The sequence below is a fragment of the Mycobacterium conspicuum genome, from assembly GCF_010730195.1.
Lineage (GTDB): Bacteria > Actinomycetota > Actinomycetes > Mycobacteriales > Mycobacteriaceae > Mycobacterium > Mycobacterium conspicuum.
On sequence record NZ_AP022613.1, the window covers coordinates 4,050,596 to 4,071,395 of the forward strand.

General features: G+C 66.8%; 15 protein-coding genes and 3 pseudogenes. 15 read left to right on the top strand and 3 right to left on the bottom strand.

Annotation, left to right across the window (positions count from 1 at the left end; translation table 11 throughout):
• Window positions 1–117: 117 nt before the first annotated feature.
• Window positions 118–948, top strand: a complete 831-nt coding sequence (locus G6N66_RS18570; protein ID WP_085233131.1) for a FadR/GntR family transcriptional regulator — start codon at window positions 118–120, stop codon at window positions 946–948.
• Window positions 949–955: 7 nt separating this feature from the next.
• Window positions 956–1,657, top strand: a pseudogene (locus tag G6N66_RS18575) (SDR family oxidoreductase); the annotation flags it as partial.
• Window positions 1,658–1,665: 8 nt separating this feature from the next.
• Here G6N66_RS18575 and G6N66_RS18580 read toward each other — a convergent pair.
• Window positions 1,666–2,523, bottom strand: a complete 858-nt coding sequence (locus tag G6N66_RS18580; protein WP_085233132.1) for an LLM class flavin-dependent oxidoreductase — start codon at window positions 2,521–2,523, stop codon at window positions 1,666–1,668.
• A 71-nt stretch (window positions 2,524–2,594) separates the two neighbouring features.
• On the opposite strand from G6N66_RS18580, the gene G6N66_RS18585 reads away from it, so the two are divergent.
• The 11 genes and pseudogenes from G6N66_RS18585 (at window position 2,595) to G6N66_RS18630 (ending at window position 17,130) form a co-directional block, all read left to right on the top strand.
• Window positions 2,595–3,671 (top strand): acyl-CoA dehydrogenase family protein, encoded by a 1,077-nt coding sequence (locus tag G6N66_RS18585; protein ID WP_085233133.1) that lies wholly within the window; start codon window positions 2,595–2,597, stop codon window positions 3,669–3,671.
• Window positions 3,668–4,300 (top strand): annotated as a pseudogene (locus G6N66_RS30580) (acyl-CoA dehydrogenase family protein); the annotation flags it as partial. The gene G6N66_RS18585 and the pseudogene G6N66_RS30580, both read left to right, overlap by 4 nt.
• A gap of 60 nt (window positions 4,301–4,360) precedes the next feature.
• Window positions 4,361–4,777 (top strand): annotated as a pseudogene (locus tag G6N66_RS30585) (acyl-CoA dehydrogenase family protein); the annotation flags it as partial.
• Between the two features lie 2 nt (window positions 4,778–4,779).
• On the top strand, window positions 4,780–5,931 hold the full coding sequence (locus G6N66_RS18595) for an acyl-CoA dehydrogenase family protein (protein WP_085233135.1): 1,152 nt from the start codon (window positions 4,780–4,782) through the stop codon (window positions 5,929–5,931).
• Complete coding sequence (locus G6N66_RS18600) at window positions 5,928–6,863, top strand: acyl-CoA dehydrogenase family protein (RefSeq protein ID WP_085233136.1); 936 nt, start codon at window positions 5,928–5,930, stop codon at window positions 6,861–6,863. The genes G6N66_RS18595 and G6N66_RS18600 overlap by 4 nt, the downstream gene beginning before the upstream one ends.
• Entirely contained in the window at window positions 6,860–8,368 is a 1,509-nt protein-coding gene (locus G6N66_RS18605) for a class I adenylate-forming enzyme family protein (RefSeq protein ID WP_085233137.1), read from the top strand. Before G6N66_RS18600 ends, G6N66_RS18605 begins: the two co-directional genes overlap by 4 nt.
• A gap of 433 nt (window positions 8,369–8,801) precedes the next feature.
• The gene (locus tag G6N66_RS18610) at window positions 8,802–11,378 is read left to right on the top strand and encodes a LuxR C-terminal-related transcriptional regulator (RefSeq protein ID WP_232079351.1); all 2,577 of its coding nucleotides are present in this window, start codon (window positions 8,802–8,804) and stop codon (window positions 11,376–11,378) included.
• A 676-nt stretch (window positions 11,379–12,054) separates the two neighbouring features.
• A complete protein-coding gene (locus tag G6N66_RS18615) occupies window positions 12,055–12,456 on the top strand; it encodes a hypothetical protein (RefSeq protein WP_085233138.1) in 402 nt (133 codons plus the stop codon).
• Window positions 12,457–12,586: 130 nt separating this feature from the next.
• Window positions 12,587–13,624, top strand: coding sequence for a hotdog fold thioesterase (locus G6N66_RS18620; RefSeq protein ID WP_085233139.1), 1,038 nt, complete (start codon window positions 12,587–12,589; stop codon window positions 13,622–13,624).
• Window positions 13,625–13,723: 99 nt separating this feature from the next.
• Window positions 13,724–14,917, top strand: coding sequence for an amidohydrolase family protein (locus G6N66_RS18625; RefSeq protein ID WP_085233140.1), 1,194 nt, complete (start codon window positions 13,724–13,726; stop codon window positions 14,915–14,917).
• 212 nt (window positions 14,918–15,129) lie between these two features.
• Window positions 15,130–17,130 carry a SpoIIE family protein phosphatase gene (locus G6N66_RS18630; protein WP_085233141.1) on the top strand — a complete coding sequence of 667 codons (2,001 nt, stop codon included), beginning with the start codon at window positions 15,130–15,132 and terminating at the stop codon, window positions 17,128–17,130.
• Between the two features lie 2 nt (window positions 17,131–17,132).
• On the opposite strand, the gene G6N66_RS18635 is transcribed toward G6N66_RS18630, so the two are convergent.
• Together G6N66_RS18635 and G6N66_RS18640 are read right to left on the bottom strand one after the other, a co-directional pair.
• On the bottom strand, window positions 17,133–18,362 hold the full coding sequence (locus G6N66_RS18635; protein WP_085233142.1) for an acyl-CoA dehydrogenase family protein: 1,230 nt from the start codon (window positions 18,360–18,362) through the stop codon (window positions 17,133–17,135).
• Complete coding sequence (locus G6N66_RS18640; RefSeq protein ID WP_085233143.1) at window positions 18,359–19,498, bottom strand: acyl-CoA dehydrogenase family protein; 1,140 nt, start codon at window positions 19,496–19,498, stop codon at window positions 18,359–18,361. The genes G6N66_RS18635 and G6N66_RS18640 overlap by 4 nt, the downstream gene beginning before the upstream one ends.
• Window positions 19,499–19,612: 114 nt before the next feature.
• On the opposite strand from G6N66_RS18640, the gene G6N66_RS18645 reads away from it, so the two are divergent.
• Together G6N66_RS18645 and G6N66_RS18650 are read left to right on the top strand one after the other, a co-directional pair.
• Complete coding sequence (locus G6N66_RS18645) at window positions 19,613–20,296, top strand: hypothetical protein (protein ID WP_085233144.1); 684 nt, start codon at window positions 19,613–19,615, stop codon at window positions 20,294–20,296.
• Complete coding sequence (locus tag G6N66_RS18650) at window positions 20,293–20,799, top strand: hypothetical protein (protein ID WP_085233145.1); 507 nt, start codon at window positions 20,293–20,295, stop codon at window positions 20,797–20,799. Before G6N66_RS18645 ends, G6N66_RS18650 begins: the two co-directional genes overlap by 4 nt.
• Window position 20,800: the final 1 nt, after the last annotated feature.

Genomic DNA, 20,800 nt, shown 5'->3' on the forward strand with positions numbered 1-20,800 from the left:
GCATAGTTCGGGGGCCGTTTCGACAGAGCGGCTATTTATGCCATTACTGCTAAAATAGCAAAACCAGTCGAGTGCGCTGTGCTGCGCGCTCATCCTGCTGCTTGTTGCGAGGACCGGATGACCGTGGGTATTGGCCCGGACGCCCGTCGGCGGTTGTCGGCGCCGAGGATCGCCGAAATCGTAGCCGACGAGCTGCGACGTCAGATCATCGACGGCGAGCTAGCCGACGGAGACCTGTTGCCGCGCCAGGAGGTGCTGGTCGAGCAGTTCAACGTGAGCCTGGTCTCGCTGCGCGAGGCGCTGCGGATCTTGGAGACCGAGGGCCTGGTTTCGGTTCGGCGCGGCAATCGGGGCGGCGCCGTCGTGCACGCGCCGGCCAAGACCAGCACCGCCTACATGCTTGGTCTGCTGTTGCAGAGCGAGGCGGTCGAGGTCGCCGACCTGGGCTTCGCCTTGCAGGAGCTCGAGCCGGCCTGCGCGGCGCTGGCGGCGCGGCGGCCGGACCGCGCGGACACGTTGGTGCCCGAGCTCAAGAAGGTCAACGACGCCATGGCCGAGCACCTCGAGGACGGACGGCGATTCACCGAAATCGGCCGTGAATTCCACAATCTCGTCGTCCAGGGTTGCGGCAACCACACGATCATCGCGGTCGTCGGCAGCCTGGAGACGCTGTGGACCAGCCACGAGCGGCAGTGGGCCGACGAGAGCGCGGCGCGCGGCACCTACCCCTCGCTGGCCCAGCGCCGCGCCGCGCTCAACACGCACATCAAGCTGGCCGAAACCATCGCCGAGGGCGACGTCGACCGGGCCCGCCGCATCGCCGGCCGCCATCTCGCCGACACCCAGACCTATGTGCTGAACGGCCGGCCCGACCAACGGATCTATGCGCTTTCGCCGCAGGCGTTGTCCCGGCCCGGATCGCGCCCGCAAGATATCCGCCACCCCTGAGACTGCTATGCGAACTGCGTTGGTCACCGGCGGCAGCGGCGGGATCGGAAAGGGATGCGGCCGCAAGCTGGCCGAGCTGGGCTACGACGTCGTGCTCACGGCGCGCCGCGAAGGCCCGTTGCGGGCCGCCGCCGAGGAGATCGGTGCGCGTTATGTCGTCGCCGATGCCTCCGACCCGGTCGGATTCGCCGCTGCGACAAGCGAACTGGAGCGGATCGACCTGGTGGTCCACGCGGCGGGCACGCTCGGCGGAACCTACGCGCGCAAGCAAACATTCGAGCAATGGCGGGCGATCATGTCGGCCAACCTGGATTCGTGTTTCGTGGTGACCTCGGCCGTGCTACCCAGGATGCGCGCCGGCTCACGACTGGTGTTCATCTCGTCGTCGGCGGCACACGAACCGATGATGGCCCGGACCGCCTACTCGGCGTCCAAGGCCGGCATGAACGCGTTCGCCCGCGCCCTGGCGCTCGAAGTCGACCGCGATGGAATCGCGGTGCACATCGTGACGCCGGGACCGGTGGAGACCGAGATGCTGGCCGACGTCCCCTTCGAGATGTACGCCATCCAGGTGTCCGACGTCGCCGAGGCGGTCGCGTGGCTCGACACCGTCGACCCGTCGGTGGACCTACCAGAGATCCGGCTCAGTGCGGTGCAGCGCGGTCCGTACGCGCGACCGCCGGTGGTGCCCACCGAGGCGCGCCGCCGCCGCGCCGCTCAGGGGAACGCCTTGATCACCGACTCCCCGAATTCGGCGAGCGATTCCGGGGCGGCGAAGTCGGCGAACCACACGTAGCAGCGTTCCACCCGCTGCGCGGCCAGGCCGCGGAAGTGTTCGACCAACTCGTCGGCATCGCCGCACACCAGCCCGGGGCCGAGGTTGCCGAACCGTCGGGTGCTGACCTCGCGGACCTTGTTCGGGTCGCTGCCGGATCTGGCGAAGCCCACCATCTGCTGAATCGACACCCGTGCGGTTCCCGCCGCCGCTGCCAGCTTGGGCAACCGGTCCAGGTGATTCGCCTGCAGATTCCACCAATCCGCATGGCTACGAACGAGTTCCATCATGCGCGGCCCGCTGCCACCCAGCACCAGCGGTATCGGATGCGTCCGTTTCGGTAGTTGGGCTGCGCTCGCGCCGCCACCGTCATCGCTGTCCCCCCAGTACCGCCGGATCAAGCCCAGATGGCGGCCCAGCTGCTCGACCCTGGCCACCGGATCCTGCTGACCGACATCGAATCTGGTGAACTCGGCCGGCCAGGAACCCGAACCGAGGCCGAGCTCGAATCGGCCATCCGACGCGTCCGAGAGGGTGACGGCTTGTTTGGCCAACACGGCGGGATGCCGAAAGGCGTCGCACAGGACAAGGTGGCCGATCCGCAGCCGCTGTGTCTTGGCGGCCACCCAGGTCGCAATGCCCATTGCCTCCCAAATACTTTCGCCGGGCAGCCCGGGTGCCTCGAGGTGATCGATGAAGGCGATTCCGTCGAAGCCACTGTCCTCGGCATGGCGCGCCCGCTCCGCGATGTCGGCGACCGACAACCGCACCTGCGGCAGGAACAGAAACCACTCGACCATGCGCCCACCTAGGTTCTCGTGCGATTGCAACAGGTGGTCTAGTTTACTATCTTTATTATGTTAGGGGTCTTATGGATGTCGGACTGAACGCTGAGCAGCTGTCGCTGCGCGCGACCGTGCGCGACATCCTACGCACCGAATGCCCGGCCGACGCAGCGCGCCAAGCGCTGACCGATCCGGAGCGCTGGCGCACCCTGTGGAAGACGGTCGTCGGCCTGGGCTGGACGGAGCTGGCGGCGCCCTCAGCGGAAGGGGCCGGCGACTACGGTCCCGTCGAGCTGGCGGTGGTCCTCGAGGAATGCGGCGCGGCCCTGGCGCCGATCCCGTTGCTCAGCAGCGTCGGCCTGGCCGCGGGCGCGTTGCGCGGCACCGGGCTCGACGCGGCGCTCACCGACATCGCCGGCGGAGCGGTCGCCACCCTGGCGGTCCACTCCCCCGGTCACCGGCTGCCCGGGCCGACGATGACGCTGCACGACGGACGGCTGCGCGGACGAGCGGTGGCCGTCCCCAACGTGTCGCGCGCCGAGCTGATCGTCACGCTGGCGCGAGCTGGTGACGGGCTGGTGGCCGCGGTCGCCCGCTGCGGTGACGGGGTGAACATGGCCAGCGTCGAGTGCACAGACCCCGCACAACCGCTGGCCGACGTCGACATCGACACTGAGCCAGTGGCCGTCGCCCCGGTGCACAGCGTCGAATCCGCGCTGAGCGCACCGCTGGTGGCCGCCGCCGCCGACCTGGTCGGCGTGGCCGGCGCTGCCCTGCACCGCTCGGTCGAGCACGCGAAGACGCGCCGCCAATTCGGCACTCCGATCGGCGCATTCCAGGGCATCAAGCACGCGCTGGCCGACAACTACGTCGGACTGGAACGCGCCCGCAGCCTCACCTATGCGGCCGCGGCCCAGCTCGGCGATCCGAGCGCGGACCCCGCCGAGGTGTGGACCGCCGCGGCGCTGGCCAAGGCGGCGGCCGGCGACGCGGCCGCCAACGCCGCGCGCACGGCGGTCCAGGTGCACGGCGCCCTCGGGCAGACCTGGGAGCACGACGCTCACCTCTACGTCAGGCACGCCTGGCAGGGCGCCGCGATGCTGGGTGACAGCCGCAGCCTGTATCACGAGGTGGGCCGGCGGTTCTGCGGGGGCGCCGCGTGAGCGCGCTGGTCGAGGAATACCGCGCGTGGTTGGCGGACTTCCTGCCCGACGACTATTACGACAAGTATCGGCAGTACCGCTGGGACATCCCCCTGCGCCGCGATCACCAGCGGGCGGCCTTCGAGGCGGGCTGGCTCCAACCGACCTGGCCGCGCGAGCATGGCGGGCGGTCGCTGTCCCTGCGCGACGCGATGGAGGTACGGATCGAGGCCGCGCTGCGATCCGCGCCCAAGCTGCCCAACATTCAGGGTCCCGGCGTCGCCGCGCCGGGCATCCGTCAGTTCGGCACCCCCGCCCAGATCGAGCGGCTGCTGGTACCCCTGCTGCGCGGCGACGAATGGTGGGCGTTGGGCATGTCCGAGCCCGAGGCCGGGTCAGACTTCGCCGGCCTGCGCACGCGCGCCGAACGGGATGGACCCAATGACCCGGTATTTCGGGTCAACGGCCACAAGATCTGGACCACCCAGGCCCACGAGGCGCGCTGGTGCACCCTGTATGCCCGCACCGACCCGGATGCTCCGAAACACCGTGGCATCTCGTGCCTCATCCTCGATATGCACGCACCCGGAGTGAAGGTCGAGCCCATCCGGATGGCCTCGATCTCCGACGAGACGTTCTGTGAGGTGTTCCTCGAAGACGTCGAGGTGCCGGTGGAAAACCTGCTGGGACCACTGCACGGCGGGTGGAATGTCGCGTTGTCGTCGTTGCACCATGAACGCCAGATGATCTGGATCATGAACTGGGTCGAGATCAAGCGCGGACTCGACGCGGTTCGCGCCGCCGCGGACAGTGACTCGGACATCTACACCGAGCTCGGCTCCCTGATCGCCGATGCCGAAGCGTTGCGCGCCACCGGATATCGCGCGCTGGGCAACGAACTCGCGGGCCGACCCAGCCCTGAGGCCGACACCATGAAGCTGCTCGGATCGGTTACGTTGCAGCGTGTTTGGGAGTTGAGTGCCGCCGCCGCGGGACCGCGCTCGGCGTGCGACCCGGATCTGCTCTTCGAACGTCAGGACGCGTTGGCCGCAACCATCTACGGCGGAACGTCGGAGGTACAACGCAACATCATCGCCGAGCGCCTGCTCGGACTGCCGAAGGGATGACGATGGACTACGACCTCGGCGACGATGCCGGCGAACTGCGAAACCACTTGCGCGAGTTGATCGCCAACCACATCCCCGCCGGCTTCCTGGGCGCCTGCACCGACGATCCGCGAGACCTGGCGACCACCGACACGTTCTGCAAGATGCTGGCGTCCGAGGGGCTGTTGGCGCTGGCCTGGCCGAAGGAGCACGGCGGCGGCGGCGGTTCGGTGTGGCAGCAGACGGTGCTGCGCGAGGAAATGTGGGCACAACACGAGCCGCGCGGTCCGCAGTACATGGGAATCAACTGGGTCGGTCCGGCTCTGATGCGCTACGGGACGGCCGAGCAGAAGGCCAAGCACCTTTCGGCCATCGCCTCCGGGGACGTGATCTGGTGTCAGGGATTCTCCGAGCCGGAGGCCGGAACCGATCTCGTGTCGTTGCGGACCCGCGCGGTGCCCGACGGGGACGGCTGGCGTATCACCGGCCAGAAGGTGTGGACGTCATACGCACAGATGGCGTCCTGGTGCGTGCTGGCGGCGTGCACCGATCCGGAAGCCCCAAAGCACAAGCGGCTGACGCTTTTTCTGATCCCCATGGATCGACCCGGATTTACCGTCCGGGGCATCCCCTCGATGCTGGGACCGCATCACCTCAACGAGATGTTCTTGGACGACGTGCCGGCCTATCCCGGCGACGTGCTCGGCGAACCCGGTGACGGATGGCGGGTGATGCGTGAGGCATTGGCGTTCGAACGGGTCGGGATTGCCCGCTACGCGCGGTGCGAATCGCTGCTCGACCGGATGCGCATCCAACTGGGCGAGAAATGGGACGAGCTGCCGGAGTCGATTCGCACCCGCTGGGTGCGCGCGCTCGTCGATCTCCGTGTCGCGCGGCTGCTCGCCTACCGCGCCGTCTCGCTGCAGGACGACCCGGCCGCGGGCGCGGCGGCCAGCGCGGCCCGGATCATCACCACCACCTGCGACCAGCTGGTCGCCGAGTTGCTGTTCGACGTGCTGGGGCCGACCGCGCTGGATAGCGGCGGCGCGGCCGCGCTGCACGGAGCGATAGAAGACCATTGGCGCTACGCACAGGCGGCCACCGTGGCGTCGGGCACCATCGAGGTGCAACGCATGCTGGTGGCGCGAGACGTATTGGGGGGAGAGCACCGGTGAAAACCGACCTGCCACAAGACATCAGCGACTTTGCGGCCGTCGCCGCCAAGCGGCTGGCCCGGCTGGGCGGCCCGCAGGCGGCGCTGCGCGCGGAGACAGACGACGACATCCGCACCGCGGCGCGCGCGGCCCTGACCGAAGTCGGTGCGTTCGAGCTCGACGTCCGTTCGTCCGGGGAGGACGCCCTGGCCGCCGCGGTGCTGTGCGAGGCCGCCGGGGCGACGGCACTGCCCTATCCGCTTGTCGAGGAGCTGCTGGCCGTCGACGGCGCTCGACTGGCCTTGGTCAATCCCGACGCGCCGCGCATCGATCACGGCGATCTGCCGGGCCCGTGGATCGCCGCAGATCTGGACGGCAACCGGTACCACCCCCAGCCCGCATCGCGGACCAACGCCAAACTGGGTCCTTTCCTGGTGCCGGCCACGCTGGGCTCACCCGAGAGAACCATCCCGGCCGCCGACGTTAATCTTCATCTCGTGCTGGGGTCGTGGCGGATTCTGGGAGCGGTGCAACAATCGCTGCGCATCGCCAGCGACCATGTGCGCGCCCGCATCCAGTTCGGCAAGCCACTGGCGGACTTCCAGGCAGTCAGGTTCGCCATCGCCGACGCCGCCGTCGCTGTGCGCGGCCTGCACGAACTCGCCAAGTTCACCATCGTGCGACCCGACTCGCTCTCCCCGCGCGTCCGTTCGGCTGACGCACTCGTGCTTCGGCTCAAGGCGGCCGAGACGGCACGGCAGGTGCTGCGCACCTCCCACCAGTTGCTCGGCGCGCTGGGCTTCTGCGACGAGTCCGACGTAAGCGTCCTCGACCGGCACACCCAGCCGTTGATCCGGTTGCCCCTGGGCAGCGAGGGACTCGCGCTGCGCCTGGTGTCGGGCGTGCCGGACGGCTCGCTGGAGACGCTGTTCAGCAGCCCGGTATCGGCGTGAGCACGACCGAGCCCGTCGCCGCCGCGGCGCCCAACCCATTCGAGGGCGGCGTTCCGTTCGGGACCAAACTTCGCGAGCTCGCCGAACAGCGTCGGGACGACCCGGCGGTGACCGTTGTCGCCCTCGACGGCACCGCGCAGGCGCTGACCTTCGGTGAACTCGACGCCCGCGCCAACCAGTGGGGGCGCGCGCTGGCCGCTAGTGGCGCCGAGACGGGTTCCTATGTCGCACTGGCGATCCCGAATTCACAGCACCTAGTGCTGGCGACGTTGGGGTGCTGGAAGATTGGCGCGGTCCCCATTCCGATGCATTGGGATCTGCCCGAATGGGAGCGCGACCGGGTGCGCGCGGTGATCGACCCCGCCGTGGTTGTCGACGAACAGAGCCGCTGGGAGTTGGGGGCGCGGGCGGCCGACGAGTCGGAAAGCCCTTTACCCGTAGCGATTTCGCCGACCGCAAACGGAATCTGCAGCAGCGGGTCGACCGGCGTGCCCAAGGTGATCCTCAACCTGGCACCCTCGCTCTGGATCCCTCAGCAAGGCGAACCGTTCATGGCGAACTGGACGCCGGTGCCCCAGCCGCAGACGATCATGGTCCCCGCTCCGATGTATCACACCAACGGCTTCGCCACCTTCCTGATGCTGCTGGCCGGCGACCACCTCGTGATACTCGAAAAGTTCGACGCGGCACTGGTTTTGGACGTGATCGAGAAATACCGGATCACCAATTTCACGGCCACGCCGACGATGTTGGCACGCATCGCCGCGCGTCCCGACGTCCGGCAGCGCGACCTGTCCAGCATCGTGTTCATCCTGCAGGGTGCGGCGGTGATGCCGCCGGCGCTGCTGCACACCTGGTTCGAGCTGCTGAGCCCCGAACAGATCCTCACCGCCTACGGCATGACCGAGAATCTCGGGCTGACCGCGTTGCGCGGCGACGAGTGGCTGACGCATCCGGGCAGCGTCGGCCGCGGTTTCCGCGACACCGAGATCCGGATTCTGGATGCCGAGAAACGACCGCTTGGCCCCGGCGAGGACGGCGATGTTTACCTGCGTGCGCCGATGAGTGCCGGCTACCGCTATCTGGGTGGGGCGCCGCCACTGCCGTCGACCGAGGATGGGTTCCGCTCCGCCGGCGACATCGGCCATCTCGACGCCGACGGCTATCTCTACATCGTCGACCGCCGCGTCGACATGATCATCAGTGGTGGCGCCAATGTCTTCCCGGCGGAGGTGGAATCCGCGTTGGCCGGCCACCCGGGCATCGCCGACGTGGTGGTGATCGGACTCGCAGATCAGCAATGGGGCCGAAGGGTGCATGCCGTGGTGCAACTCGCCGACACCGATGGCCAAGCGCCGCTAACCGAACAGCAAGTGATCGACTACGCCAAGAGTCGACTCGCACCGTATAAGGCGCCCAAGACCGTCGAATTCGTCGACGCGATTCCGCGCACCGCGGCAACCAAGGTCAATCGCTCGGCGATGATCGCGGCCCGGGGCGGCTAACCGGCGGACTGGACAACCGGCATCCGCCAACCGTGTATCGGCCCAAACCATAAGGCGGCGTTGGCCATTGCTCGAATCATCGCTTGGCATGCGACCCAAACAGCAAGCCCGGTGTCGGATAGGGCGGCCGCGGCCCGGTCCGCAGTGTGATCTCCCGGGCTCGTTCTGATGCCTGAATGAATTGCTTCAGCGCAATGACCTGGGAGTCTGAGGAATGCCGAAAAACCCTACAAATGGCATGATTTAGTCGGGTTTGCGCCCGGTGGAACGAAGGCTCGACGAGATTTTTGTTCGGAAAATTAACAATCTGGGCAAACCGCACGCGGACTCCGGGTAGCTTCTAGCAAAATGTAGCCCCGGGGAGGTTCGAAGGCTAGTGCGAACATGTAGCGGTTGGCCAATAGTCGCCCGCGATGACGAGTTACGCCACGCGTTGTCAGCACTCGAGGATGGTGCGGACTTCCGGGGCGTCGCGCTGATCGGCGGTGGCGGCGTTGGGAAATCGACGCTCGCTCGCGCCGTCGCCGAGGCACTCGAGCCGCGTGGGGCGGTGGTGCGGTACGTGCTGTGCACTCGAACCGGGTCGACGGTCCCGCTGGGCGCGTTCTATCGGTCGGTGACCGTCGACGCACAGGAACCGGCGGCCATGCTCGCGGCCGCGCAAAGAAACTTGGAGCAGGACGAGAACCTGGTCGTCGTCGTCGACGACGCGCAGCTACTCGATCCGCTGTCCTCGACGCTGGTATACGAGCTTGCCGCCAGCGGCAGCGCACGATTGATCGTGACGATCCGGTCCGGCGACCCGGTGCCCGATGCGGTAACCACGCTTCTGAAAGAGCGGATGCTGCTCAGCCTGCGCATTGACGCGTTTACCCGCGAGCAGACCGCTGTGTTCGCGCGCACCATACTCGGCGGGGTCGTCGATAGCCGGCTGATCGGCGAGCTGCACGGCCAGACCGCGGGCAACCCGCTGCTGCTGCGCGGCTTGCTGGACGCGGGGCGGGAAACTGGCGTGTTGGTGCGCACGGACGAGGGCTGGCAACTTCGCGGGGCGCTGTGTGCCGACCGCCAACTTCACGATCTGCTCGAGTTTCGGCTGCAATCCTTGGCGCCGCAGGAGTTGGAGACGGTAGAGATCTTGGCGGCCGCCGAGGTGCTGGACTGGGAGATTCTGCGCGGGCTGTGCGATCCCGACGTGGTGGGAAGCCTTGAGCGCCGCGGCGTAATCCAGGTGGTTGCCGACGGGTCAAGCACGGTGGCGCGGCTGTCTCACCCGATCGTGGGCAAGGCGGCACTCCGGCGAGCCGGCGTGGTGCGTTCGAGGCAACTCAATAGTCTACTGGCGCAACAACTTCGGTTGCAGATGCAGATCCAAGAGCAGCGGTCGGGGTTGGCTGACGTGCGCACCCGGATAAAGCTGGCCCAGTTCATGACGCGAAGCGACGTGTCGCCGGACCTCGGTTTGATCGTCAAGGCAGCGGCGAGCGCGGTGCGCATGTCGGACATGGCCTGCGGCGAGGACTTGGCCCGATTCGCACTTGAGCGCGGCGGTGGCGTGCGGGCGGCGGTGGTGTTCGCCGAGGCGATCGGCTGGCAGGGACGGGGGGGAGAGGTCGAAGCGGTGCTCAATGCCGTCGACCTCGATGGCGCCGATGAATCGCTGATCGTGCGGTGGGGCTGTCTGCGTGCCACAAACCTGTTCTTCAGTTGCCGGCTGGTTGAGCCGGCCCGGCTGGCGCTGGATGATGTGCGGGCGCGTGTCGGCTCTGAGGAGCTGCTTGCACTGGTCACGGCGATGGAAGCCACGTTTGCGTGCTTCTCCGGTGACATCCGAACGGCACTCAAACTCGGGCTCACCTTGTGTACACCCGGTGTGCAACCGTTGGCGAGGACGTGGGCGACGACGTGGATGTGCTGGGCACTGGCGCTGGCCGGGCAATGCGGCGAAGTCCAGCGCCTGGCCGAAACGGGCCAGGCAGTCGCGTCCAATCAGCCGAGACCGTATCGGTTCGCCATGGGTCTGGCCCAGGTGGTGGGACTGACCGCGGCTGGTGACAACCTGGCGGCCGAACGGGTTTGGCAACGGTATGCCCCGGCGAGCAAGGTGTGGCCCGCTGAAAACACCTTCCTGCTCGCGATGCTCGGCTTGGTGCAGCTTGCGCGCGGCGCGCTGGCGTCCGCCTGTGCCGCCTTCCAGGATTCGATTTCGGCGATGGCGCCCGGATTTCCGTCCGGCTGGTTGATGCTGTTGGCGGCCTTGTCAGCCCAGGCCGAGGGTGCGCGGGGAAACGCCGAAGCCGCCGCCGCGGCGCTGCGCCGGTCGGAGCAGGCGTACGGCCCGCACATCGCGGTGTTCCTGCCGGAGCTCGAGCTGGCCCGGGCCTGGGAACGGGCCGCCGCCGGCCAGACGGCGGCCGCGCGGACACATGCGGTACGGGCCGCACAGGTCGCGCGACAATCCGGGATGGACGCCGTCGAGATGCGCGCCCTGCACACCGCCGCCCGGTTCGATGACCGCTCGCAGGCCGAAAGGCTGGCGGAGCTGGCCACGACGCTGAACACTCCCATGGCCGAGGCGGTCGCGCAGCATGCTCGCGGCCTTGCCGACCACGACGGCGATCTGCTCGACGGCGCGGCCGAGCGGTTTGCCGCCATGGGCGCGGTCGCGCTCGCCGCCGACGCGGCGGCGCAGGCGGCGCGCGAACATGCGGGCATCGGCGAGCGGGAGAAGGAACTAATGTCTTTGACCCGCGCTCGCTGGGTCGCCGGCGAGGGCGGAATACGAACGCCCGCAGTCCATTTCGTGGCGCAACCGCTGCCGCTCACGGAGCGTGAACGTGAGATCGCGACGCTTGCTACCGCAGGTTTGTCCAACCGTCAGATCGCCGATCGGCTGGTTGTCTCGGTGCGGACGGTGGAGGGTCACCTTTATCGCATGTTCGCCAAGCTCGGCATCGACCGCCGCGAGCAGCTCATCCAGCTAGTACGTCTCGCTTGGCGCGAGCCCTGATCGTCCAAGACCACGCCGGCCAACGTCCGCGCCCCCGTAGGGTGGTCTGCTAGGCGCTACCTGCAGCAACGCGGACCTCGCTACGGCCAGCACGCGCGCGCACGGGCGGTGCCGCACACGTTTCCGCGTCCAGTTGTCGGGCGAACGCGGCCCGCTGGCGGCCTATCGCGGCGCGACCATGTTGTTCCAGTTCCCGGATGTGTTGATCGCAGCCGAACAACTCGTCCCGCGTTTGGTAGGTGGCTTCCGTTGCGCGGCCCGCTTCAATGCACACGGCGCAGAAAAAGACGACCGAACTGCGATCGAGCGGTGTGCTCATCGCTTGGGTTGGCTGGGCAGCCAACGGAGCGCAGGGCAGCACCCGGCGACGATGGCTTCGTCTGCTGCGGGGTAGCAGTCGCAGTATCGGGCGAAGGCACCTAATCGTGACGTTGTTCATGATGCACCCCGACCTGTTGATCCCTTCCCTGACATGCTGTAAAGCCATCGTTTCACCGGGGTCGGGCGCAAACACGAGAAACCACTACTCGATCGACTACTCGACTTGTTCATGCCTTCGAGCAAGCGAAATCACCGGGGCGGCGACGGGGGGATCTACCCAATTCCAGCAAACGTAAGAATTTCGCAAGCGGTCGGCCTTAACCTATTGTCCAACAAACAGCGAAAGGTACCCGCCATGGACACCGCCAGCACCGTTAAGAAGGTGCTTGCCGGCGCGTTGCTATCGACCGGCCTCGTGGTCTCCGGCTTCGGACTGACCGCAGCTACCGCCCAGGCCCACCCGGGCCCGTTGCCGCTGGATGCCTGGCCGGGCTGCCCGAACGACCACCCGGAGGGCCCATGCCACTGGTGCCCGGGGCAGCCCTTGCCGCCGACCGGCAATCACGTCACCAACCCGGTCCGTTGGGACAACAACATCTGCCACACCTACTTCTATGTCGCCTTCGGGCAGGGCAACGTCGCCCAAAACATCTGGGACGGGGACAATCCACCGGCGCCGCCGCCACCGCCCCCACCGGGCCTCATCAATAGGGATAACTGTCAGCAGATTCTGGGCATGTTCTGTCCGCATGCGTGACGCGACGAATGGCTCGAACGTCGCGCGCCGATTCGGTCCCACCGGTTAGGGGGCCAGGCACCATATCCTCCCCGACGCGGTAACCTCATTCTCAAAGCGTGTCCAGCGCAGCGAAGAGGAGACTCCGCCTATGGCCGGCCCCAGCGACGAGAGCGAAGTCACGCGCGCCGACCGGTTCATCAAGACAGCGGTCGAGATACTCGGCGAAACCGGGCGGACCGACTTCACGGTGCAAGAGGTCGTCACACGCTCCAAGACCTCGCTGCGGGCCTTCTACCAACACTTCTCCGGCAAGGACGAACTGCTGCTCGCGCTGTTCGACAGGACCATCGCGCAATCGGTACAGATCTGGCGTGCCGAGACCACCGGATTGGACAGCACCGCCGCGCTGAAGTTTCTGATCGACCGGATCAGCCAACAGCCGGAATCAAGCACCCAAGACAGCCTCAATCGCGCGCTGACTCTGTACAACCAGCATTTGGCCGAGACCCGGCCGCGCGAATACGCCCGGGTGCTCTCTCCCCTGCATCAACTGATTCGCGACATCGTGGGGCAGGGCATCACCGAGGGAGTGTTCAATCCCGGACTCGATGTCGGTGCGGCGGCGGCCATCGTGATGCAGACGGTGATGGGCGCGCAGCGATTGCATTGGCTGGGCACCGAATTGAACGGAACTCCGGTCGACGACGGCCAGCTGTATGACTTCTGCAGCCGCGCCCTTGGCATCCGCGATACCCGTGATATCGATGCCGAGGCCGGCGCGCCCTCGCTCGCCGAATTGTTCGCCCTGATCGGCATGCGCCCGGGCACCCGCAATGGCGAATTCGCGATGACGATGCCGGTCAGCCCGCAGGTGGTCAACACCTCCGGCGCGCTGCAGGGCGGCTTGATCGCCACGCTGGTCGACGTGGCCGGGGGACAGTTCGGACTGAATTATCTGCAGCCGGGCACCACCATGACGACCGCCGATCTTTTCGTCCGCTACCTACGGCCGATTCGGCAGGGCTCGGCCTACGCGGTGCCCCGGATGTTGCGCTCCGGCAAGCGGGCGATGGTCATGCAGGTCGACATTTACGGCGAGGGCGACGAGCTCCTCGCGACCGCGACCGTGAACTTCGCCGTCATCAACGGGGCGACGCCCAAGCTGCCCACCTGGCCGGAGGGCTAGCGGACCGGGTCGCTACAAACCCCGCGGTACACCTTGTTACGCAGAAGTGGTAACGTCATTACCACCTACCGAGAATCCAGTCTGTCCGAGGAGATCGCCATGCCGTCTCGCGAGCTTTCCTTCCCCGTCTTCGACGCCGACAACCACATGTACGAGCCGCAGGAAGCGCTGACCAAATTCCTGCCGGACCACCGCAAGCACGTCATCGACTACGTGCAGGTCCGCGGCCGCACCAAGATCGTCGTGCGCGGCCACATCAGCGAGTACATCCCGAACCCCACCTTCGAGGTGGTGGCCCGGCCGGGCGCGCAGGAGGACTACTTCCGCAACGGCGCACAGGGCAAGACCTACCGCGAGATCTTGGGCGAGCCGATGAAAGCCATCCCGGCCTTCCGCGAGCCGGGTGCGCGCCTGGAAGTCATGGATGAGCTCGGCATCGACTATGCGCTGATGTTCCCGACGCTGGCCAGCCTGGTCGAAGAGCGCATGAAGGACGACCCGGAGATGACCCACGACGTCATCCACGCGCTGAACCAGTGGATGCACGAGCAGTGGTCGTTCAACTATAAGGACCGGATCTTCGCCACCCCGGTCATCACCCTGCCCATCGTCGACCGCGCGCTGGAAGAACTGGAATGGTGCCTGGAGCGCGGCGCCCGCACCGTGCTGGTTCGCCCGGCGCCGGTGCCCGGCTTCAAGGGCAGCCGATCGTTCGGCCTCGAGGAGTTCGACCCGTTCTGGCAGGCCTGCATCCAGGCCGAGATCCCGGTCTCGATGCACGCTTCGGACAGCGGTTACTCCGAATTCGCCAACGTCTGGGAGCCCGGTGACGAGTTCCTGCCCTTCAAGCCGACCGCATTCCGAAGCTTTGCGATGGGCCACCGGCCGATCCTGGACGCGATGGGTGCGCTGGTGTGCCACGGTGCACTGTCGCGCAATCCCGAGTTGCGGATTCTGTCGATCGAAAACGGCGCCGACTGGGTGCCTGACCTGTTCAAAGGCCTCAAGGGCGTGTACAAGAAGATGCCGCAGTCGTTCAGCGAGGACCCCATCGAGGCGTTCAAGCGCTGTGTGTACATCACCCCGTTCTGGGAGGACCGATTCACCGAGATCGTCAAGATGGTGGGCACCGACCGGGTGATGTTCGGATCCGACTGGCCGCACCCCGAGGGTCTGAAGGACCCCATCACCTTCGTCGACGAGCTGACCGACTTCGACGAAGAGGACATCGCCAAGATCATGGGCGGTAACTTGATGAAGCTGATGAAGGTCGCCAACCCGGTTTCAGCCTGATCCCGATTGGGAAATCGCCACTTGCGGCAATAACACCCTGTCCGGCCGCCGACGCCGAGCTTTGCGACGCGCCCGCAAACTGCCGAAGGTGTCATTTGGCGCCGGATTGATAACCTGGAGGATGCGCTACGGCAAGTTCGCAGCGCAACTGAATTGTTTTGGAGCGAGGTCCGTAGCGGGGTCCGTGCAAAAGTCCTAGGAGGGACGGCCAAATGGCGGCCGAAATGGACTGGGACGAAACCGTGGGCAAAGCCGAAGACGTGCGGCGCATCTTCGAGAGCGTGCCCGCATTGATCGTGGGCCTGCAGGGCCCCGAACATCGGTTCATCGCCGTCAACGCCGCCTATCGCGCCTTCAATTCGACGTTCAACGCGGTAGGCCTCACCGCACGCGAAGTCTTTCCCGAGCTGGAGAGCCAGCAGATTTACCGGATGTTCGACCGGGTGTACGAAACCGGTGAACGACAAACCGGCACGGAGTGGCGGCTGCAGGTCGACGCCGACGGTTCGGGACTGCAGGACCGATACTTCGACTTCATCGTGACGCCACGTCGCGGCGCGGACGGATCGATCGAGGGTGTGCAGCTCATCTTCGACGACGTGACGAGCCGGGTGCAGGCAAGGCTGGCCGCCGAGGCGCGCGTCGAAGAACTGTCGCAGCGGTACCGCCATGTCCGCGATTCCGCGACCGTCATGCAGCAGGCGTTGCTGGCCCCGTCCGTACCCGTTCTTCCCGGCGTCGACGTGGCGGCCGAGTACTTGGTGGCCGCGGAAGACACCGCGGCCGGCGGCGATTGGTTCGATGCGCTGGCCCTCGGGGATCGCCTGGTGCTCATCGTCGGCGACGTCGTCGGCCATGGCGTCGAGGCGGCCGCGGTGATGTCCCAGCTACGGACCGCCGTGCGGATGCAGATCATGGCGGGACAATCGATCGCGGAAGCGCTCGAGGCGGTCGATCGCTTCCGCGAACACGTACCCGGATCGAAATCGGCCACCTTGTGTGTGGGCTCGCTCGACTTCGCGACGGGTGAATTCCAGTACTGCACCGCCGGACACCCGCCGCCCCTGCTGGTGGCCGCCGACGCGAGTTCGCGGTACGTGCAGCCATCCGGGGCGGGGCCGCTGGGAAGCGGTGCCGGCTTTCCGATGTGCACCGAAGTGCTCGGCGTGGGCGACTCGATCCTGCTCTACACCGACGGCCTGATCGAGCGCCCGGGCCGCCCGTTGGGTGCCAGCACCGCCGAATTCGCCGAACTGGCCGCCAATGTCGCCAGCGGTGCCAGCGGCTTCATCATCGACTCTCCGGCGCGATACATCGATCGCGTTTGTTCGGAGACGCTCGAGCTGTTGCTGCGGTCGACCGGTTACAACGACGATGTCACTTTGCTTGCGGCGCAACGGCGTACGCCGTCACCACCGCTGCATATGACGTTGGATGCGACGCTGCACGCCGCACGCCAGGTGCGTGCCGGGCTGCGCGAATGGTTGGCGGAGATCGGCGCCGACGCCGCTGACATCTCCGATGTCGTCCACGCGATGTCCGAGTTCGTTGAGAACGCGGTCGAACACGGTTACGGCACTGAGGTTTCGAACGGTTCCGACGTTGTCGTCGTGCAGGCGTCGATAGGCGGCGATGGCAACCTGCATGCGTCGGTGACCGACCGCGGCCAGTGGAAGGACTACCGCGAAGGTGGGCAGGGCCGCGGACGCGGGCTTGCGATGGCCGAAGCCCTGGTGTCCCATTCGCAGGTGACGTCCGGACCCGACGGAACCACCGCGACGATGACGCATCGGCTCTCGCGACCCGCCAACTTCGTGGCCGACTCGCTAGTCAGCCGCTCCATGCAACACCGGGCAACCGACCCCGAATTCGTCTCGCTGGTCGGCTCGGGAGAGTTGGCCGGCCGCATCGTCGTCAGCGGCGATATCGATTCGAACACCGCGCCCGAGTTGGACCGCCAGATCGCCGTCGAAAGCCGTTCCGGCATAGCGCCTTTGACGATCGACCTGAGCGCGGTCACCCACCTCGGTTCGGCGGGCGTCAGCGCGCTCGCCGACGCCCGCGATCGGGCGCGCAGGCAGGGCGGTGACTGTGTGCTGGTGGCGCCGCCGGGCAGTCCGGCACACCATGTCTTGTCACTGGTCCAAATCCCGGTCGTCAGTGAGGCCAGGGAGGCCAGTGGCGAAGCCGAGGGCATCTTCGCCGAGGAGTAGGGTCAGCCGGCCTGGCTGTGCCGCACCTGATTGAACGGCACCCCGCGGTCGGCGGCGTACTCCCGCGGGAAGTTCAGGATCCGTTCGCCGATGACGTTGCGGGCCATCTCGGTCGTGCCGCCGCCGATAGCGATCGACTGCCGCGCCAGGTATCGCAGCCCGGTCTGCAGGCCCTCGCCGTCCTCCCCGACCACGCCCGCCGCGCCCGCGATCGCCATCGCCGTATCCATTTCCAGCATCACGGTGTCGGCGTGGAACAGTCTGATCAGCGTCCCGCCGGCCGGCGGCAGTGTGCCGTCCCTGACGCTGCGGTACACGTGATCGATCAGTTGCTCGGCGACCACGCGGTGCGTCAGTGCGCGACCGGCCAGCTGGCGCACGCGCTCACTGCCGGCCTGTCCGGTCTTTTCCGCCAGGTCGGCATAGTCGACCGGCGTGGTGTGCCCGCCCTCGTGGCCGGAACCGCTGGCGAACTCCGAGCCCTGCCCGACCGCGCGGCGTTCGTGGTACAGCTGCCGAGACGCCACTGCCCAGCCCCCGTCGACCTCACCCACCACGGCGTCGTCGCCGACGTCGACGCCGTCCAAAAACTCCTCGCAAAACTCGGAGCCACCGTTCACGTGCGTGATGCGCCGCAGGGTGATGCCCGGATGCGCGATCGGTACCAGAAACATGGTCAGGCCATCGTGTTTGGGCACGTCCCAATTGGTGCGCGCCAGGCACAATCCGTAGTCGGCGGCGAACGCGCTGGTGCTCCAGGTCTTGGCGCCGTTGATCACCCACCGATCGCCCTGCCGGTCGGCCCGCGTGATCACCCCGGCCAGATCCGATCCGCCGCTGGGTTCGCTCAACAGCTGCACCAGCACCTCGTCGCCCCGCAAGGCGGCCGCGATGTGCCGCCTCTTCTGGTCTTCGCTGCCCGTGTCGAGCAGTGTGGCGCAGCAGATGGCGAACGTCGGGACGTTCAGGATCAGCGGCATCTCGTAACAGAGGGATTCCTCGTCGAACGCCTTCTGGTATTCGTACTGAAGGCCCAGGCCGCCATACTCGCGGGGAAAGCAGATTCCCGCGAATCCGCCTTCATAGAGCCGCTTTTGCAGTTCCCTTGCTCGCTGCCAGGGGCCCGGCTCGTCGCGTGGGGCGGCCGGCGGCGACGCGGGATCAATAGCAGGCATGTTGTCCGCCAACCACGTTCGGGCTCGGGCAGCGAACTCGGCAACGGATTCGGTCATGCGCCTCGGATGGCTTTCTCCGCCTCGAACACACGCAGGTTGTGTTCCTCCGGGGTGCCAAACATGGAGCGGTACAACGTAACCCGCCGCAAATACAGGTGCAGGTCATGTTCCCAGGTGACGCCGATGCCCCCGTGCATCTGCACACAGGCCTGAATGATCTGGCCCGCCATCTCCCCCACATAGGACTTGGCGATGCTGGCCGACAGGCCGGCTCCCGCCGCGCGGGCGGCGACGTCGGAGACCGCCGCGGCAGTCGTTGCGCGGCAAGCTTCCAGCCACATCTTCATATCGGCGAACCGGTGTTTGAGCGCTTGATAGGACGCCAGGGGCCGGCCGAATGTATAGCGATCCAGCGCCCACTGCACGGTGAAGTCGAACACCGTTTGCAGGATGCCGACCACCTCGGCGCACTGCAGCACCTGCGCGATCTGGCTCTGCCGGTCGATCAGCGCCGCGGTCTCGGCGGGAGTGCCGACCGCCGCGGAAGCATCGACGAGAACCCCGTCGAAGAAAACCCGCGCGTAGTGCTTGACCAGATCGATGGACTGCTGCGCCTCGACCCGCACGCCGGGCGCGTCCGTCGGAACCAGGAATTGGCGCACCTCGTCACCGCTTCGCGCCACCACCAGCAGCGTGGCGCTCTGGGCGCCCGCCTCGACACGGTCTTTGATGCCGTCGATGCGATACCCGGAGTCGGTGCGGGTGGCCGTCACCGACGGATCGTGCGGCGCCCACCCGCGGCCCGGCTCGGAAACCGCCCACGACGCGACCATTTCGCCCGACATCAGCGACTCGACGATTTCGGCGTGCGCCTGCGAGTCGGTGCACTCGACCAGCCCCGCCAGGACCACGCTGACGGGATACAACGGTCCGGGTGCCACTGTCTTGCCGAGCTGTTCGGCGACCATGGCCAGATCCGCCAGGCCGCTTCCCGAAACGCTGCCCCCGCCGAGCTCTTCCGGAACGAGCAAACTCGTCCACCCGAGTTCGGTGGCCTTGCGCCACCACGCCGGGTCAAAGGACGCGCCCTCGGCGTGCAGCTCCCGGACGTAGCGCAGGGGCGCCTCTTTTTGCAGGAAAGCTTGGGTGGTCGAGGCGAAGAGTATCTTTTCGGGAGAGTCGACAGCGGTCATCGCGCCGGGGGGTTCTGAATTATCATCCGCCTGATCGGTCTTCGTCGGAGTTGACTGGCGACTCCGATGTTAGCAATGGCCGTTACCGTAAGTGATACCGGAGTTCAATCGATAATGACGCCGAAATCCAAAGCCGAAGCGGTGGCATTGCTGGCGCAAGCCGAAGCCGAGGCCGCCGAGGCGGAAGCGCTGGCGGCCGCGGCGCGCGCCCGCGCTCGCGCCGCGCGGCTGCGAAACGAGGCGCTGGGCGTGGACGAGAACGCCGAGGCTACCGAGGCCTCCGGGGCGCCCGCGCGCCGCGGCATCGCAAGCGCGACGTGGGCAGCGGCGCTTGCCAAACCGCTGGCGATGGTGCTCATCCTGGGTTTGGCCGTGGCAAGCGGCTACATGCTGTTGAAACAGCAGCAGGTGACGCGGCAACAGCAGCGCACCGCGGCGTTCGTCGCCGGGGCCAAGCGCGGTGTCATCAACCTCACCTCGCAGGACTTCAACAGAGCCAAGGAACACGTGCAGCGGGTGATCGACAGCTGCACAGGCGAATTCAAGGATCAGTACCAGCAGCGGGCAGCGGATTTCACCAGGGCGGTGCAGGAGTCGAAAGCAATCACCGAAGGAACGGTGAACGGCGCTGCCGTCGAATCCATGGACGCCCATTCCGCGAAGGTATTGGTGAGCGCGACATCACGCGTCACCAATAAGCCGGACGCCAAGGACGACCCGCGGACGTGGCGGCTCAAAGTCACGGTGGTCGACGACGGCGGGCAATACAAGATGTCGAACGTCGAGTTCGTGCCATGACCATGCGCCGCCGGTTGTTCGGCATGGAACTCGTTTCCGCCGTTCTGGTCTTGCTCACGGTGGTCGGTGTCGGCCTGGCGGCGTCGCTGTACTTCAAGCAGTATCGGCCCAGCCAACAAACCGACCCCGCCGTCGCCGCGACGGTGGTCAGGTCGGCATCCGACGGCACGGTCGCGTTGCTGTCCTACGCACCCGACTCGCTCGACAAGGATTTCGCCACCGCGAGGTCACACCTGTCGGGGGATTTCTTGTCCTACTACAACGATTTGACCCAGCGCATCATTACACCGGCGGCCAAACAGAAGTCGCTGAAGACCACCGCCCGTGTGGTGGCCGCCGCGCTGTCCGAGCTCCGGCCCGATTCGGCCGTCGTCCTGGTCTACGTCGACCAGACGACCACCAGCAGCGACCGCCCCGATCCGACGACGTCGACCAGCAGTGCGCTGGTCCGAATGGCTCGCGTCAACGACAATTGGCTGATCGTCAAGTTCGACCCGTTCTGAT

What these genes read in the sequence shown, in the direction of transcription:
- G6N66_RS18570 (WP_085233131.1), top strand. Translation starts at nt 118, where the DNA reads ATGACCGTGGGTATTGGCCCGGACGCCCGTCGGCGGTTGTCGGCGCCG.
- G6N66_RS18580 (WP_085233132.1), bottom strand. Translation starts at nt 2,523, where the DNA reads ATGGTCGAGTGGTTTCTGTTCCTGCCGCAGGTGCGGTTGTCGGTCGCC.
- G6N66_RS18585 (WP_085233133.1), top strand. Translation starts at nt 2,595, where the DNA reads ATGGATGTCGGACTGAACGCTGAGCAGCTGTCGCTGCGCGCGACCGTG.
- G6N66_RS18595 (WP_085233135.1), top strand. Translation starts at nt 4,780, where the DNA reads ATGGACTACGACCTCGGCGACGATGCCGGCGAACTGCGAAACCACTTG.
- G6N66_RS18615 (WP_085233138.1), top strand. Translation starts at nt 12,055, where the DNA reads ATGGACACCGCCAGCACCGTTAAGAAGGTGCTTGCCGGCGCGTTGCTA.
- G6N66_RS18620 (WP_085233139.1), top strand. Translation starts at nt 12,587, where the DNA reads ATGGCCGGCCCCAGCGACGAGAGCGAAGTCACGCGCGCCGACCGGTTC.
- G6N66_RS18625 (WP_085233140.1), top strand. Translation starts at nt 13,724, where the DNA reads ATGCCGTCTCGCGAGCTTTCCTTCCCCGTCTTCGACGCCGACAACCAC.
- G6N66_RS18630 (WP_085233141.1), top strand. Translation starts at nt 15,130, where the DNA reads ATGGCGGCCGAAATGGACTGGGACGAAACCGTGGGCAAAGCCGAAGAC.
- G6N66_RS18635 (WP_085233142.1), bottom strand. Translation starts at nt 18,362, where the DNA reads ATGACCGAATCCGTTGCCGAGTTCGCTGCCCGAGCCCGAACGTGGTTG.
- G6N66_RS18640 (WP_085233143.1), bottom strand. Translation starts at nt 19,498, where the DNA reads ATGACCGCTGTCGACTCTCCCGAAAAGATACTCTTCGCCTCGACCACC.
- G6N66_RS18645 (WP_085233144.1), top strand. Translation starts at nt 19,613, where the DNA reads ATGACGCCGAAATCCAAAGCCGAAGCGGTGGCATTGCTGGCGCAAGCC.
- G6N66_RS18650 (WP_085233145.1), top strand. Translation starts at nt 20,293, where the DNA reads ATGACCATGCGCCGCCGGTTGTTCGGCATGGAACTCGTTTCCGCCGTT.